The organism is Sphingosinicella sp. LHD-64 (genome assembly GCF_031157375.1).
Lineage (GTDB): Bacteria > Pseudomonadota > Alphaproteobacteria > Sphingomonadales > Sphingomonadaceae > Allosphingosinicella.
The window spans coordinates 529162-542355 of sequence record NZ_JAVIFV010000004.1; the positions used below are offsets into that span (position 1 = coordinate 529162).

At 67.5% G+C, this 13194-nt stretch carries 19 protein-coding genes; 17 read left to right on the plus strand and 2 right to left on the minus strand.

The window, feature by feature from the left end; all coding sequences use genetic code 11:
• The first annotated feature begins 92 nt into the window (after window positions 1-92).
• A complete protein-coding gene (locus RCO27_RS15895; RefSeq protein WP_309003679.1) occupies window positions 93-395 on the plus strand; it encodes an SCP2 sterol-binding domain-containing protein in 303 nt (100 codons plus the stop codon).
• An 85-nt stretch (window positions 396-480) separates the two neighbouring features.
• Window positions 481-1218, plus strand: coding sequence for a methanethiol S-methyltransferase (gene mddA, locus RCO27_RS15900; RefSeq protein WP_309003680.1), 738 nt, complete (start codon window positions 481-483; stop codon window positions 1216-1218).
• Between the two features lie 5 nt (window positions 1219-1223).
• Here the strand turns inward: mddA and RCO27_RS15905 are convergent, their stop codons facing one another.
• Window positions 1224-1982: an SDR family oxidoreductase gene (locus RCO27_RS15905; RefSeq protein ID WP_309003681.1), complete on the minus strand. Its 759-nt coding sequence runs from the start codon at window positions 1980-1982 to the stop codon at window positions 1224-1226.
• 87 nt (window positions 1983-2069) lie between these two features.
• Here RCO27_RS15905 and RCO27_RS15910 point away from each other — a divergent pair, with 87 nt between their 5' ends.
• The 11 genes from RCO27_RS15910 to grxD all read left to right on the plus strand — a co-directional run bounded on the left by RCO27_RS15910 (window position 2070) and on the right by grxD (window position 8963).
• Window positions 2070-2273 carry a heme-binding protein gene (locus RCO27_RS15910; protein ID WP_309003682.1) on the plus strand — a complete coding sequence of 68 codons (204 nt, stop codon included), beginning with the start codon at window positions 2070-2072 and terminating at the stop codon, window positions 2271-2273.
• Between the two features lie 72 nt (window positions 2274-2345).
• Window positions 2346-3065, plus strand: coding sequence for a CoA transferase subunit A (locus RCO27_RS15915; protein ID WP_309003683.1), 720 nt, complete (start codon window positions 2346-2348; stop codon window positions 3063-3065).
• Window positions 3062-3937 carry an HAD family acid phosphatase gene (locus RCO27_RS15920; protein ID WP_309003684.1) on the plus strand — a complete coding sequence of 292 codons (876 nt, stop codon included), beginning with the start codon at window positions 3062-3064 and terminating at the stop codon, window positions 3935-3937. Before RCO27_RS15915 ends, RCO27_RS15920 begins: the two co-directional genes overlap by 4 nt.
• A 2-nt stretch (window positions 3938-3939) precedes the next feature.
• Window positions 3940-4395: a hypothetical protein gene (locus tag RCO27_RS15925; protein ID WP_309003685.1), complete on the plus strand. Its 456-nt coding sequence runs from the start codon at window positions 3940-3942 to the stop codon at window positions 4393-4395.
• 13 nt (window positions 4396-4408) lie between these two features.
• A complete protein-coding gene (locus RCO27_RS15930) occupies window positions 4409-5044 on the plus strand; it encodes a 3-oxoacid CoA-transferase subunit B (RefSeq protein WP_309003686.1) in 636 nt (211 codons plus the stop codon).
• 104 nt (window positions 5045-5148) lie between these two features.
• Window positions 5149-6117, plus strand: a complete 969-nt coding sequence (locus tag RCO27_RS15935) for an NAD(P)-dependent oxidoreductase (RefSeq protein WP_309003687.1) — start codon at window positions 5149-5151, stop codon at window positions 6115-6117.
• 26 nt (window positions 6118-6143) lie between these two features.
• Window positions 6144-6986 (plus strand): N-acyl homoserine lactonase family protein, encoded by an 843-nt coding sequence (locus RCO27_RS15940; protein WP_309003688.1) that lies wholly within the window; start codon window positions 6144-6146, stop codon window positions 6984-6986.
• A complete protein-coding gene (locus tag RCO27_RS15945; protein WP_309003689.1) occupies window positions 6983-7981 on the plus strand; it encodes an NADPH:quinone oxidoreductase family protein in 999 nt (332 codons plus the stop codon). Before RCO27_RS15940 ends, RCO27_RS15945 begins: the two co-directional genes overlap by 4 nt.
• 79 nt (window positions 7982-8060) lie before the next feature.
• A complete protein-coding gene (locus RCO27_RS15950) occupies window positions 8061-8387 on the plus strand; it encodes a DUF1476 domain-containing protein (RefSeq protein ID WP_309003690.1) in 327 nt (108 codons plus the stop codon).
• 7 nt (window positions 8388-8394) lie between these two features.
• Window positions 8395-8628 carry a BolA family transcriptional regulator gene (locus RCO27_RS15955; protein ID WP_309003691.1) on the plus strand — a complete coding sequence of 78 codons (234 nt, stop codon included), beginning with the start codon at window positions 8395-8397 and terminating at the stop codon, window positions 8626-8628.
• An 11-nt stretch (window positions 8629-8639) separates the two neighbouring features.
• Window positions 8640-8963 carry a Grx4 family monothiol glutaredoxin gene (gene grxD, locus RCO27_RS15960; RefSeq protein ID WP_309003692.1) on the plus strand — a complete coding sequence of 108 codons (324 nt, stop codon included), beginning with the start codon at window positions 8640-8642 and terminating at the stop codon, window positions 8961-8963.
• A gap of 105 nt (window positions 8964-9068) precedes the next feature.
• On the opposite strand, the gene RCO27_RS15965 is transcribed toward grxD, so the two are convergent.
• Window positions 9069-9455 carry a hypothetical protein gene (locus RCO27_RS15965; protein ID WP_309003693.1) on the minus strand — a complete coding sequence of 129 codons (387 nt, stop codon included), beginning with the start codon at window positions 9453-9455 and terminating at the stop codon, window positions 9069-9071.
• A gap of 124 nt (window positions 9456-9579) precedes the next feature.
• Between RCO27_RS15965 and RCO27_RS15970 the strand changes: the two genes are divergently transcribed.
• The 4 genes from RCO27_RS15970 (at window position 9580) to nadA (ending at window position 13172) form a co-directional block, all read left to right on the plus strand.
• Window positions 9580-10383: a helix-turn-helix transcriptional regulator gene (locus RCO27_RS15970; protein WP_309003694.1), complete on the plus strand. Its 804-nt coding sequence runs from the start codon at window positions 9580-9582 to the stop codon at window positions 10381-10383.
• Between the two features lie 205 nt (window positions 10384-10588).
• Window positions 10589-11455 carry an MBL fold metallo-hydrolase gene (locus RCO27_RS15975; RefSeq protein WP_309003695.1) on the plus strand — a complete coding sequence of 289 codons (867 nt, stop codon included), beginning with the start codon at window positions 10589-10591 and terminating at the stop codon, window positions 11453-11455.
• Window positions 11437-12174 (plus strand): DUF4230 domain-containing protein, encoded by a 738-nt coding sequence (locus tag RCO27_RS15980; protein ID WP_309003696.1) that lies wholly within the window; start codon window positions 11437-11439, stop codon window positions 12172-12174. Before RCO27_RS15975 ends, RCO27_RS15980 begins: the two co-directional genes overlap by 19 nt.
• Window positions 12171-13172: a quinolinate synthase NadA gene (nadA, locus tag RCO27_RS15985; protein ID WP_309003697.1), complete on the plus strand. Its 1002-nt coding sequence runs from the start codon at window positions 12171-12173 to the stop codon at window positions 13170-13172. Before RCO27_RS15980 ends, nadA begins: the two co-directional genes overlap by 4 nt.
• Window positions 13173-13194: the final 22 nt, after the last annotated feature.

A 13194-nucleotide genomic window follows, 5' to 3' on the forward strand; every position in this document is an offset into this window, starting at 1 on the left:
GTCAGGTATCCGTTACTATTGACAGCGATGTAAATCCTTGACCGTCGCGGTGGCGGGGCTAAGGCTGACCGCGCATCCAAGGGAGAGCGATCATGGCGACCAAGAGCGAGATGGCGGCGAAGCTGAAGGAGGCCGGCGCCTACCTTCCGGGCAAGAAGGTGAAGCTCGACTTCGGCAGCGAAGGCGCGGTGATGCTCGACGGCGTCGGCCAGACCGTGACCGAGGACGACGGCGCTGCCGACACCACGATCAAGGTCGCCTGGTCCGACTGGCAGGACATGGCCGACGGCAAGCTCGACGGCATGACCGCCTTCATGCAGGGCAAGCTCGCGGTCGAGGGCGAAATGTCCAACGCCATGCAGCTCCAGGGCGTGCTGGCGAAGCTCAAGGGCTGACGACTGCGCCTGACTACACGGCGTGGGCTGTGTCCGCGCCGCGGTCATGCTATGCTCGGCGCCTTCCCAAGCGACGGAGGGCGCCATGGCACGTGGCCTCTATCTGCTGTTCGCATTGCTTGCCTATGCGATCTTCTTCGCGACGTTCCTCTACCTGATCGGGTTCGTCGGAAATCTGCCCGGTCCGCCGCGGACGGTCGACCGGGGCCCTGAAAGCACCCTCGCCGTCGCCCTCGCCGTCAACGTCGCGCTGATCGCGCTGTTCGGGTTGCAGCACAGCGTGATGGCGCGGCGCGGCTTCAAGCGGGCGTGGACGCGGGTCGTGCCGGAGCCGATCGAGCGCAGCGTCTATGTCCTGATCGCCAGCCTGACGCTGATCCTGCTGTTCGTCTTCTGGCGGCCGATCCCGGCGCAGGTGTGGCATGTCGAGAATGCCGCCGGTGCCGCGATCCTGTGGGCGCTGTTCGGCGTCGGCTGGCTGATCGTCCTGCTCAGCACCTTCCTCATCAACCATTTCGAGCTGTTCGGGCTGCAGCAGGTCTATCTCCACGCCCGCGGCCGGGAGGCGGCGCCGCCGAGGTTCCGCATGCCCTTCTTCTACCGGGCGGTGCGCCACCCGCTCTATTCGGGCTTCCTTCTCGCCTTCTGGGCGACGCCGGTGATGAGCGTTGGCCATCTGCTGCTCGCCGCCGGCGTCTCGATCTACATGCTGATCGCCATCCGCTACGAGGAACGCGACCTCATCCACCTGTTCGGCGACGACTACGACAACTATCGACGTGAGGTCGGCATGCTGACGCCCAAGCTCCGGCGTCGCGCCTAGCCGCATCAGACCCGCACGGCCGACACGCCGCCATCGGCATAGAGCGTGCTTCCCGTGACGAAGCTCGCCATGTCGGAGGCGAGAAAGAGCGCGGCGCGGGCAATCTCGTCCGGTGCGGCGATGCGCCTGAGGGCGTGGAAACCTTCGACGAAGGCCCGTTCCTCGGGCGTCTTGAACGTCGCCATCGGCGTGTCGGTGCCGCCCGGGAGCAGCGCGTTGGCGCGGATGCCCTGCGGGCTGTAGTCCGCCGCCAGCTCGCGCACCAGGCCGACGATCCCGGCCTTGGCGGCGCCATAGGCGCCCATGTTCGAGACGCCCAGCGCGCTACCGACGAAGCTCGACGTGAACAGGATCGATCCGCCTTCGCCCGCGAGCATCGCCGGAATCTGGTATTTGGCCGCCAGGAAGGCGGAGGTGAGATTGGCGTCGATCACCTCGCGCCATTGTGCGAGCGAGAGGTCCGCGAGAGGAGCCATCTCGCCCACCGTGCCGACATTGTTGAAGCCGATGTCCAGCCGTCCGAAGACATCGCGCGCGACGGCGACCGTTGCCTCGGCATCGGCGGGATCGGTGGCGTCGCCCGCGACCGCTTCGGCGCGCCCGCCTTCGGCCCGGATCTCGCCGACCACAGCCTCCAGCCGGTCCGCGCCGCGCGCGGTCAGGACCAACGCGGCGCCGTGCTGCGCGAAGAGGAGAGCCGCCGCCCGCCCGATCCCCGAACTGGCACCGGTGATGATCGCGACCTTGTTTTCCAGCAATTTCATGTCGTTCGCTCCGATTTTTGGTTGGCGTGGAGCATCGTCGTCGTGGCGATCGGACGAAATCCGTTTCTTGCGCCCGAACCACGGCGCTTGACCGCTCAACGCCGAAGGCGCGCGGCACGCCCGGCGCCCTATGTCGTCACGGTCGCCGGCGGCGTGCCGGTCTTCTCCGCGGACGGGCGCGAGCGACTCGGCGCGGTCGGCGCGTCGGGCGAGGCGCCGGCCGACGATGCAGCCTGCGCCGAAGCCGGCGTCGCCGCGGCAGGCCTGCACACGCGCCGCCCGCAAAGTTGAAAGTTGATTCAACTCCGCTTGACCGGACTCGGGACGCTTGACTATCGCGGTCTCATCGGAGGAGCGCGATCCATGAAGAAAATCTATCCCGACGCGGCGACAGCGCTCGACGGCCTGCTGTTCGACGGCATGACCATCTGCGCGGGCGGCTTTGGCCTGTGCGGTGTTCCGGAGCGGCTGATCGATGCGATCCAGGCGTCGGGCGTCAAGGACCTCACCATCGCCTCGAACAATGCCGGGATCGACGGCGAGGGGCTGGGCAAGCTGCTGCGCTCGCGCCAGGTAAAGAAGATGATTTCCTCCTATGTCGGGGAGAACAAGGAGTTCGAGCGGCAGTATCTGGCGGGCGAGCTCGAGGTGGAATTCTGTCCGCAGGGGACGCTCGCCGAGCGCTGCCGCGCCGGCGGCGCCGGCATTCCCGGCTTCTACACCAAGACCGGCGTCGGCACCCAGGTTGCCGAGGGCAAGGAGGTCAAGACTTTCGACGGGCAGGACTATATCCTGGAACGCGGCATCCGCGCCGACCTGTCGATCATCAAGGGCTGGAAGGCGGACGAGGCGGGCAATCTCGTCTTCCGCAAGACCGCGCGCAACTTCAATCAGCCGATGGCGACCGCCGGCAAGGTCTGCGTGGCCGAGGTCGAGGAGATCGTGCCGGTCGGCAGCATCGATCCCGACGCGGTGCATCTGCCGAGCATCTATGTGAAGCGCCTGATCCTCGGCGCGCCCTACGACAAGAAGATCGAATTCGTGACGACCCGGCCGCGCCCAGAGAGCGTCGGGGCCGCGTGAAGCGCCTGGCGCTTCTCGCGCTGACCTTGCTCGCGGGCTGCGCGACGGCGCCCGCGCCGACCGCTGCGTCGTCTTCGACGCCAGCGGCGGCGCCGCAAGTCCCGGCCACGATGCAGTGGATGTACGGGTCCGGCGAGAGCGGGGCATCGAGCATTCAGGCCTATCATGCGTTCCGCGACCATGTCCTTGCCGCGGCGCGGTCGCGGCCGGTGGAGAGCGTGGTGCTGGCGGAGGGTGCGACGTTGGCGGCGCCGCGCTTCATCCCCTGCGGTGACCGGACGCTCGCCGTGGTGCTCGACGTCGACGAGACGGCGATCCAGAATCTCGGCTACGAATATGACGAGGCGCTTCGCGGCCGTTCCTATGACGAAGGCATCTGGGCGCGCTGGGAGCAGACCGGGGGAAATGCCGTGCTGCCGATGCCGGGCGCGGTGACGGCGCTCCGGGCGGTGCGCGCGGCGGGGGTCACCGTGATCTTCAACTCGAACCGGGTGAGCGCCTATGCCGCCCAGACCGCGGCGGCGATCGAGGGCGCCGGGCTGGGTCCGGCCCGCCACCGCGAGACGCTCTGGCTGAAGGGCGACGTCGGCGCGGGATCGGCGAAGGATCCGCGCCGCGCGGCGATCTCCGAACGCCATTGCGTGATCGCCATGGCCGGCGACCAGCTCGGCGACTTCTCCGATCTGTTCAACGTGCGCGAGCTCAGCCTCCCCGATCGCCGCCGCGCCGCGACGAGCGGGCGGTTTGCGCAGATGTGGGGCAATGGCTGGTTCCTGCTCTCCAACCCGGTTTACGGTCCGGGCATCCGGGGCGGCTTCGACGACGTCTTCCCGGCGGACCGCCGCTGGACCGATCCCGGGGCGGGGCACTGACCATGGTGGCGGACGCGCAGACCGGAGCGATCGGCGGCATCAACTGGCTCGCCATCGGCGGCGGCCTCAGCCTCGTCGCGGCTGCGCTGCATCTCGCCTGCATCGTCGGCGGACCGAACTGGTATCGCTTTTTCGGCGCCGGCGAGGGAATGGCGCGGATGACCGAGCAGGGCGACTGGCGGCCGGTGGCGATCACCCTGTGCGTGGCCGCCGCGCTGGCCGTTGCAGGCGCCTATGCCTTTTCGGGCGCGGGCCTGATCCCGCGCCTGCCGCTCCTGCGGATCGCGCTCGTCGTGATCAGCAGCGTCTATCTGCTGCGCGGGCTGGTGCTGTTCATGCCGTCCGCGCTGCAACGTCCCGATCTGACCATGACGTTCCTCGTCTGGTCCTCAGCCATCGTGCTCGTCATCGGGCTGGTCCATGCGATCGGCACCTGGCGCGCCTGGAACACTCTTTAGACGGAGACCGACTATGCCCTGGGACCGCAATCAGATGGCCGCCCGCGCCGCCAGGGAGCTGCGCGACGGTTACTACGTCAATCTCGGCATCGGCATCCCGACGCTCGTCGCCAACAACATTCCGGACGGGATGGAGGTGACGCTGCAGAGCGAGAACGGCATGCTCGGCATCGGGCCGTTCCCCTATGAGGACGAGGTCGATCCGGACCTCATCAATGCCGGCAAGCAGACGATCAGCCAGCTGCCGTCGTCGAGCTATTTCTCCTCGTCGGACAGCTTCGCGATGATCCGCGGCGGGCATATCGACCTCACCGTGCTCGGCGCGATGGAGGTCGCGGAAAATGGCGACATCGCCAACTGGATGATCCCGGGCAAGATGATCAAGGGCATGGGCGGTGCGATGGACCTGGTCGCGGGCGTCAAGAAGATCATCGTCGTCATGGAGCACACGTCGAAGAACGGCGATCCCAAGTTCATCCCGAAATGCACCTTGCCGCTGACCGGCAAGAACGTCGTCGACATGATCGTGACCGACCTTTGCGTCTTCCATCGGCCGGACCATGACAGCCCGTTCAGGCTGATCGAGCTGGCGCCCGACGTGACGGCGGACGAGGTCGCGGCCAAGACGACGGCGCGATACGAAGCCTGAATTTTTAAACGTCATGCCAGCGAAAGCTGGCATCTCGGTGCCCTTTCTGCCTCGTTGGAAGAACAAGAGGGATTCCAGCTTTCGCTGGAATGACGGGTGGTTTGATGCGGATTCTCCTGACCGGTTCCTCCGGCTGGCTCGGCCGGTTCCTCGCGCCGCGCCTGCGTGAAGCGGGGCATGCGGTGGTCGGGCTCGATGTCGCACCGGGCGCGGATACCGACATCGTCGGCTCTGTCGCCGATCGGGCGGTAATCGACTTGGCGTTCGGCGAGCACGGCATCGAGGCGGTGATCCATGGCGGGGCGCTGCACAAGCCGGACATCGCCCGCTACCCGAAACAAGCGTTCGTCGACGTCAATGTGACCGGCACCCTGAACCTGCTGGAAGCGGCCGCCGCAGCAGGGCACGACCGGTTCGTCCTCACCTCGACGACATCGCTGATGATCTCGGAGGCCGTCCGCGCCGGCAAGGCCGGCGGGGCAGGGAAGGCGGTCTGGCTGACCGAGGAGTTCGGGCCGCTCGAGCCGCGCAACATCTACGGCGTCACCAAGAGGTCCGCAGAGCAGCTCTGCCCGCTGTTCCACCGCGCGCACGGCATTGGCATCGCGATCCTGCGCACCGGCCGCTTCTTTCCGGAGGAGGACGATACGCACCGTCATCTCTCCGGCGAGAACATCAAGGCGAACGAATTTCTGCACCGCCGCCTGACGGTCGAGGATGCCGCCGAAGCCCATGTCGTGGCACTGGAGCGGGCGCCGTCGCTCGGCTGCGAGACCTTCGTCCTGTCGGCGCCGCCGCCCTTTCATCCGGACGAGGCGGAGGAGCTGATCCGCGACGCCCCGGCGGTGATCGCGCGCCATTTCCCGCACGCCGCGGAGCTCTACGCGCGGCGCGGCTGGCGGCTGCCCGACCATATCGACCGGATCTACGATCCGTCGAAGGCGGAGCAGATGATCGGTTTTCGCTGCCGCACCGATTTTGCTGCGGTGCTGGCTGCGCTCGTAGCCGGCGGGACATTGCCCTTCGCCCACGACCCAACCTATGTCTCTCCCAAGGAATCGACGACGGCCTGAAGCGCCGGCTCGAACAGGGAGGACATATGCTGAAACGGATATTCGGAGCGGCTCTCGGCAGCCTCGCCCTCGCGCTCACGCCCGCCGCCGCGCAGGATACGAGCGCCGCGGGGCCGGAAATCTGGCGGCTCGACTGCGGCGAGATTCTGGTCACCAACCTCAACGTATTCTCGGACAGCTACCTGTACGAAGGCCGGCAGAAGCGGCTGGTCGACAGCTGCTACCTGATCCGCCACGGCGACCGGTACCTGCTCTGGGACACCGGCCTCGCTCCCCGCATGCTTGGCCAGACCGTCGAGCAGGGCGTGTTTCGCATGACCCTGCGCGAACGGATCGGGCCGCAGCTCGCCCGGATCAACGTGCGGCCGGAGCAGATCAATTTCGTCGGCATCAGCCATTTCCATTTCGATCACACCGGCCAGCTCGCCGACTTTCCCGGCGCGACCTTGCTGATCGGCGCCGAAGACTGGGAGGTCCTGCGTAGCGGGCAGGGGCCCGAGGGCCTCGCCACGCCGTTCCGCCACTGGATCGACGGCGGCGGCACCGCAGAGCCGGTGGCGCGGGACCACGACGTGTTCGGCGACGGCAGCGTCGTGATGCTCGACATGCCCGGCCATACGCCCGGCCACCACGCTTTGCTGGTGCGCCTGCGCGGCAGGGCGCCGGTGCTGCTCAGCGGCGACCAGTTCCACTTCACCGAACAGGTCCGCAACAATGGGGTGCCGAGCTTCAACACCGACCGCGCCGACACGCTCGCGTCGTCGGACCGGCTGCTCTCCATCGCCCGCAGCCTCAATGCCGAGCTGATCATCCAGCATGAGGCGAATGATGTGGCCAGGCTGCCGGCCTTTCCCGAGTCGGCGCGATGAAGGCACTGCTATCCCGTGCCGCCGGCGGCCCGGAAACGCTGGAGCTTGCCGACATTCCCGCTCCAGTCCCGGGGCCGGGCCAGCTGCTCGTCGACGTGAAGGCCTGCGCGATCAACTATCCCGACGTGCTGATCATCGAGGACAAATACCAGTTCAAGCCGCCACGCCCGTTCGCGCCGGGCGGCGAAATCGCCGGCACCGTCGCCGCAATGGGGGAGGGCGTTGCCGGCTGGGCTCCGGGCGACCGGCTGATCGCGATGCTCGGCCATGGCGGCCTCGCCGAGAAGGTGCTGGTCGACGCGAAGAAGGCGCTGCCGCTGCCCGAAGGGCGCAGCTTCGCCGACGGATCGGCGCTGATCCTGACCTACGGCACGACCATCCATGCGCTGCTCGACCGCGGACGGCTCAAGGCCGGCGAGACCCTGCTGGTGCTCGGCGCGGCCGGCGGCGTCGGCCTGGCGGCGATCGAGCTCGGCAAGGCCTTCGGCGCGCGGGTGGTCGCCGCCGTTTCGTCGGACGAGAAAGCCGAAGCCGCCCGGGCGGCCGGCGCGGACGACGCGATCGTCTACCCGCGCGGCCCGTTCGATAAGGACGGCGCCAAGGCGCTGGCGCAGCAGTTCAAGGACGCGGTCGGGCCGAACGGCGCGGACGTGGTCTATGACCCGGTCGGCGGCGATTATACCGAGGCCGCGCTGCGCTCGCTGGGCTGGGAGGGGCGGCTGCTCGTCGTCGGCTTCCCGGCGGGCATCCCGAAGCTGCCGCTCAACCTCACTTTGCTCAAGAGCTGCGACGTGCGCGGCGTCTTCTGGGGCGCGTTCGCGGCCCGCGATCCCAAGGCCAATGCGGCGCATATCCAGACGCTCTTTAAATTGTGGGACGAGGGCCGGATCGCGCCGAAGGTCAGCCGCACCTGGCCATTGGCGGAGGGGGCAAAGGCGATCGCCCACATGGCGGCGCGCCAGGCGGTGGGGAAACTGGTCGTCACGATGGATTGACGCCCGGGGTTCGAAGCCGTTGCGCCCCGGCGCGCGCGCCCCTATCTGACACCCGACATTCGACAGCCAAGGGGCCGCCATGACCACGTTCGACGATCGCCAGCGCGCGTTCGAAACCAAATATGCCCGCGATCAGGAACTGCAGTTCAAGGTCGTCGCGCGGCGCAACCGGCTGCTCGGCCAATGGGCCGCCAAGAAGATGGGCCTGACCGAGGCCGAGGCCGACGCCTATGCACGCGACGTGATCCGTGCCGATTTCGAGGAAGCGGGCGACGACGACGTGGTGCGCAAGCTGCTCGGCGACCTGACCTCTGCCGGTGTCGAGATCGACGATGGGGCGATCCGCGAGCAGCTCGAGCACAAGACGGTCGAGGCGCGGCGTCACTTCATCGAGACGATGGAGTAACGGGCCGATGCCGATGGCCGCCGATGCGATCGAGGCGCTGATCCGGGAGGGCATTCCGGACGCGCATGTCGAGATCGTCGATCTGGCGGGCGACGGCGATCATTACGAGGCGCGCGTCGTCTCGGAGAGCTTCAGGGGCCAATCGCGCGTCCAGCAGCAGCGGCGCGTCTACGAGGCACTGGGCGGACGCATGGGCAACGAGCTGCACGCGCTCAAGCTCAGCACCGCCGTGCCGGAATGAAGGAAGAGACCATGAGCGACGCCAGCACCCGCATCGACGAGATCGTCAAGTCGAACGACATCGTCCTGTTCATGAAGGGCACCGCCCTGTTCCCGCAATGCGGCTTCTCGTCGCGGGCGGTGGCGATCCTCGACCATCTCGGCGTCGCGTTCGAGACGGTCGACGTGCTCCAGGACGCGGAGATCCGCCAGGGGATCAAGGACTATTCCGACTGGCCGACGATCCCGCAGCTCTACGTGAAGGGCGAGTTCGTCGGCGGATCGGACATCATGATGGAGATGTTCCAGGCCGGCGAGCTTCAGGAGCTGGTCGGCGGGCTGAAACAGGCGTCCTGAACGTACAGTCAATCGTCATTGCGAGAAGCGTAGCGACGAAGCAATCCAGCGGGCGTCGGAGGCCGCACTGGATTGCTTCGCTGCGCTCGCAATGACGGTATAAGGTCACGCCGTCGCGGTCGCTCTGCGGACCCCCGTATATTCCAGAATCGCCATCAGCAGAACGAACGCCGCCTGGCTGGTCACGAAGGCGATGCCGAGCGGCGTGATTTCGGGATGGCCGAAGGCGAGGGCGAGGCTCTTGGCGACCCAGGCGGCATTGCCGAGGATCACCAACCAGACGAACATCGCGGCTGCGTTCAGCCGAAGGCCCAGCCAGCCCATGTAGAGCCCGATCGGCAGCAGCGCGATTCCGGCCCCTTCGAGCAAGGCGGCCGACATGCCGAACGGCCCGCTCAGCAAATCGGCGCCGAAGATCAGCATGGCGCCCATGCCGAGGCAGCTCGCCGCGTCGAGAAGAAGCACGCGCTTCAGGAAAAGGGTGATCTGCATGTCGTCCTCCTGTGCTTGGGGCCGATGTGCCCCGGATGACGCAATCATGCTCCCTCGAACGGAACGCCGTCGATTACCTGACGGGTAGTGGCGCACGCGGTTCGAATGCGGCAGGAAGGAGCGCATGACCAAGCCCATCGATCAGCAGAGCTTCGGCGACCAGCTTCGCGCCTGGCGCCAACGGCGTCATCTGAGCCAGCTCGATCTCGCCCTCGAAGCCGACATCTCCGCCCGCCATCTGAGCTTCATCGAGACCGGACGCTCGCGCCCCTCGCGCGAGATGGTGATGCGGCTCGCCGAGTGCCTGTCACTCCCGTTGCGCGGGTGCAATGCGCTGCTGCTCGCGGCGGGCTTCGCGCCGGCCTATCGCGAGCGCAGCCTCGACGATCCCGAGCTCGAATCGGCCCGCATCGCCGTGCAGCGGATCCTGGACGGCCACGTGCCCTATCCGGCGCTTGCCGTCGACCGGCACTGGACCTTCATCGCCCACAATGCGGTGGTGCCGCTGCTGCTCGAAGGCGTCGCGCAGCACCTCCGCGACCCTCCCTGCAACGTGCTGCGCCTCAGCCTTCACCCCGAAGGACTGGCGCCGCGCATCCGCAATCTCGGCGAGTGGAAGCGACACCTGCTGGAGCGGCTCGACGGCCAGATCTGGGCGAGCGCCGATCCGGTGCTGGAAGAGCTGCGCGACGAGCTCCGCGGCTATCCGGCCCCGGCGAGCAAGGCGCCGTGGGAGGAATCCACGGCCATCGTCGTGCCGATGGAGATGGATTCGCCGCTGGGGCCGCTCTCCTTCTTCTCGACGACCACCATGTTCGGCACGCCGGTCGAAGTCACGCTGTCGGAGATCGCGATCGAGGCCTTCTTTCCGGCCAATCCGGAAACGGCGGAGAAGATGCGGGCGATTGCCGCGGCCGCCGCGGCATAGAAAAACCAAGGGCGGGCCGCGCGACCGGAGGAAAGCGCTGGCCCGCCCGGGAAGTGGAACCGTGGACGCCGGAACAGATACAGGCTGCGTGCCAGTTCCGGAAAGCCGCAGAAATCCATGCTTTTCATGGTGAACCGGCATTAACCGTGTCCCGCGGGTGTAAGATTCCCCGACATATCTTCATTTTCGGTCCGGGCGGTGCCACATGGCCGACATGGAGGACTGGCCCACCGGCAAGGTCGAGGATGTGCATCCGAAGGTGCGGCGGCTGCTTGCGGGCAACCCGTCGCCGTTCACCTATACCGGCACCCAGACCTATCTCGTCGGCCATGGCGAGGTCGCGGTGATCGATCCGGGGCCGGACCTCGCCGCGCATGTCGCGACGATCCTCGCCGCCACCGGGGGCGAGCGCATCGTCGCGATCCTGTGCACCCACACCCATCATGATCACAGCCCGGCGAGCCGGGCGCTGACGAAGGCCACCGGCGCGCCGATCATCGGCTGTGCGCCGCTGGCGATTCCCGACGACGGACCGCGCGCCGACGCGGCGTTCGATTTCGACTATCGGCCCGATCGCGCGCTGGCCGACGGCGAACAGGTGAGCGGCGGCGACTGGACGCTGACCGCGGTGGCGACACCGGGGCATACCTCCAACCATCTCTGCTTCGCGCTGGAAGGGGAGGGTGTGCTGTTCACCGGCGATCATGTGATGGGCTGGTCGACCACCGTGATCGCGCCGCCGGACGGGGACATGACCGCCTATTTCGCCAGCCTCGACACGCTGCTGAAGCGCGACGACAGGGTGTATTTTCCGGCGCACGGCCCTGCGGTCGAGAAACCACGCGCGCATGTCCGCGCTCTGGTCACCCATCGGCGGATGCGCGAGAAGCAGATCCTGGCGCGGCTGGGCGAGGGCGAGGACCGCATTCCGGCGATGGTCGCGACCATGTACCGCGACGTCGATCCGCGGCTGCATGGCGCGGCGGGGCGGTCGGTGCTCGCCCATCTCCTCGATCTGGAGCGGCGCGGGCTCGTCAAAGCGGAGGGGGAGCGGTGGACCCTGGCCGCCTGAGGCCCTTCGCCTGGCCGGCCGCTGCGATCGTTGCGCTGCTGGCCGGCCTGCTGCTGGGCTATGTTCTGAGGCCCGCGTCCGAAGCTGCTCGGCCCGATCCCGAGCGGCTGGCCGATGCGACGCTGCTGTCGGTGCGCGAGCAGGGGCGGCTGACGCTGTTCACCGCCCGCTTCGTGGCCATCGTGACCTCCACCGAGAGCCGCATGGGCCTGACTGCGCGCAAGACACTGATCATGCCGGGCGATGTGCGCTACGGCGTCGACCTCTCCCGGCTCCGGCGCGAGAATCTCTCGTGGAACTCGGCGACGCGGACGCTCAGCGTGACGCTTCCGCCCCTTGAAATGTCGGGTCCGCAGATCGACCTCAACCAGGTGAATGAATATGCGGAAGGCGGCTTCCTGATGGCGATCACCGATGCGGAAGAAACGCTCGACGAGACCAACCGGCGCCGCGCCCAGGACGAGCTGATGCGCCAGGCGCGCGAGACCGGGCCGATGACCCGGGCGCGCGAGGCGGCGATGCGCTCGGTGGCACGGAGCTTCGCGATGCCGCTGCGCGCCGCGGGGATTGACGCCAGCGTCGCGGTGCGGTTCGTGGGGCCGTCCGGCCAGGAGGAGGCTGCCTTCCTCGACCGGCCGCGCCGGACCGAGGATGTGATCGACGACCGGCGGGCCGGCCCGCCACCCAGTCAACCCGGGCAGGGAGAGGCCCAGAAATGAACGCACCCAATCCAGTCCTGAAGGGCCTCGACGTCCGCGCCGAGATCGATCGCCTGCGCGTCGAGCGCAAGGCCGTCGTCCTCGCCCACTACTATCAGGCCCCCGAAATCCAGGATCTCGCCGATTTCGTCGGCGACAGCCTCGATCTCAGCCGCAAGGCGCAGGCGACCGACGCCGAGGTGATCGCCTTCTGCGGCGTGCGCTTCATGGCCGAGACCGCCAAGATCCTCTCGCCCGACAAGATCGTCGTGCTGCCCGACATGAATGCCGGCTGCAGCCTGGAGGACAGCTGTCCGCCGGACCAGTTCCGGGCGTTCCGCGAGGCCCACCCGGACCATATCGCGCTCACCTATATCAACAGCTCAGCCGAGGTGAAAGCGCTGAGCGACATCATCGTCACCAGCTCGTCCGCCGAGACGATCCTCGCCCAGATCCCCGAGAGCCAGAAGATCATCTTCGGCCCGGACAAGCATCTCGGCGGCTGGCTCGCGCGCAAGACGGGGCGCGACATGCTGCTCTGGCCGGGCACCTGCATCGTCCACGAGGCCTTCTCGGAGACCGAGCTGCTCAAGCTCAAGGCGCAGTATCCGGGCGCGCCGGTGCTCGCCCATCCCGAATGTCCCGGCCACATCCTCGACCATGCCGACTATGTCGGCGCGACCTCGGGCATCCTCAAATATGCGCTGGAGGCGGAAGGGGACATCTTCATCGTCGCCACCGAGCCGCACATCATCCACCAGATGGAGAAAGCGGCGCCGGACAAGACCTTCATCGGCGCCCCCGGCGCGGACGGGAACTGCAACTGCAACATGTGTCCGTATATGGCGCTGAACACGCTGGAGAAGCTCTACGTGGCGCTGCGCGACCTGGAGCCGCGCATCGAGATGGCAGAGAGCCTGCGGCTCGAGGCGAAGAAGAGCCTCGACCGCATGCTGGAAATGGCCGCGCACACCGTCGGCAAGGGCGACGTCGGCAAGCCGCACATCACAGGGGATTGAGCCCTTTCCGTCATGCCAGCAA

Bases quoted from the DNA above. Each gene is read 5' to 3' on its own strand.
- RCO27_RS15895 (WP_309003679.1), top strand. From the start codon at position 93: ATGGCGACCAAGAGCGAGATGGCGGCGAAGCTGAAGGAGGCCGGCGCC.
- mddA (WP_309003680.1), top strand. From the start codon at position 481: ATGGCACGTGGCCTCTATCTGCTGTTCGCATTGCTTGCCTATGCGATC.
- RCO27_RS15905 (WP_309003681.1), bottom strand. From the start codon at position 1,982: ATGAAATTGCTGGAAAACAAGGTCGCGATCATCACCGGTGCCAGTTCG.
- RCO27_RS15915 (WP_309003683.1), top strand. From the start codon at position 2,346: ATGAAGAAAATCTATCCCGACGCGGCGACAGCGCTCGACGGCCTGCTG.
- RCO27_RS15925 (WP_309003685.1), top strand. From the start codon at position 3,940: ATGGTGGCGGACGCGCAGACCGGAGCGATCGGCGGCATCAACTGGCTC.
- RCO27_RS15930 (WP_309003686.1), top strand. From the start codon at position 4,409: ATGCCCTGGGACCGCAATCAGATGGCCGCCCGCGCCGCCAGGGAGCTG.
- RCO27_RS15935 (WP_309003687.1), top strand. From the start codon at position 5,149: ATGCGGATTCTCCTGACCGGTTCCTCCGGCTGGCTCGGCCGGTTCCTC.
- RCO27_RS15940 (WP_309003688.1), top strand. From the start codon at position 6,144: ATGCTGAAACGGATATTCGGAGCGGCTCTCGGCAGCCTCGCCCTCGCG.
- RCO27_RS15945 (WP_309003689.1), top strand. From the start codon at position 6,983: ATGAAGGCACTGCTATCCCGTGCCGCCGGCGGCCCGGAAACGCTGGAG.
- RCO27_RS15950 (WP_309003690.1), top strand. From the start codon at position 8,061: ATGACCACGTTCGACGATCGCCAGCGCGCGTTCGAAACCAAATATGCC.
- RCO27_RS15955 (WP_309003691.1), top strand. From the start codon at position 8,395: ATGCCGATGGCCGCCGATGCGATCGAGGCGCTGATCCGGGAGGGCATT.
- grxD (WP_309003692.1), top strand. From the start codon at position 8,640: ATGAGCGACGCCAGCACCCGCATCGACGAGATCGTCAAGTCGAACGAC.
- RCO27_RS15965 (WP_309003693.1), bottom strand. From the start codon at position 9,455: ATGCAGATCACCCTTTTCCTGAAGCGCGTGCTTCTTCTCGACGCGGCG.
- RCO27_RS15970 (WP_309003694.1), top strand. From the start codon at position 9,580: ATGACCAAGCCCATCGATCAGCAGAGCTTCGGCGACCAGCTTCGCGCC.
- RCO27_RS15975 (WP_309003695.1), top strand. From the start codon at position 10,589: ATGGCCGACATGGAGGACTGGCCCACCGGCAAGGTCGAGGATGTGCAT.
- nadA (WP_309003697.1), top strand. From the start codon at position 12,171: ATGAACGCACCCAATCCAGTCCTGAAGGGCCTCGACGTCCGCGCCGAG.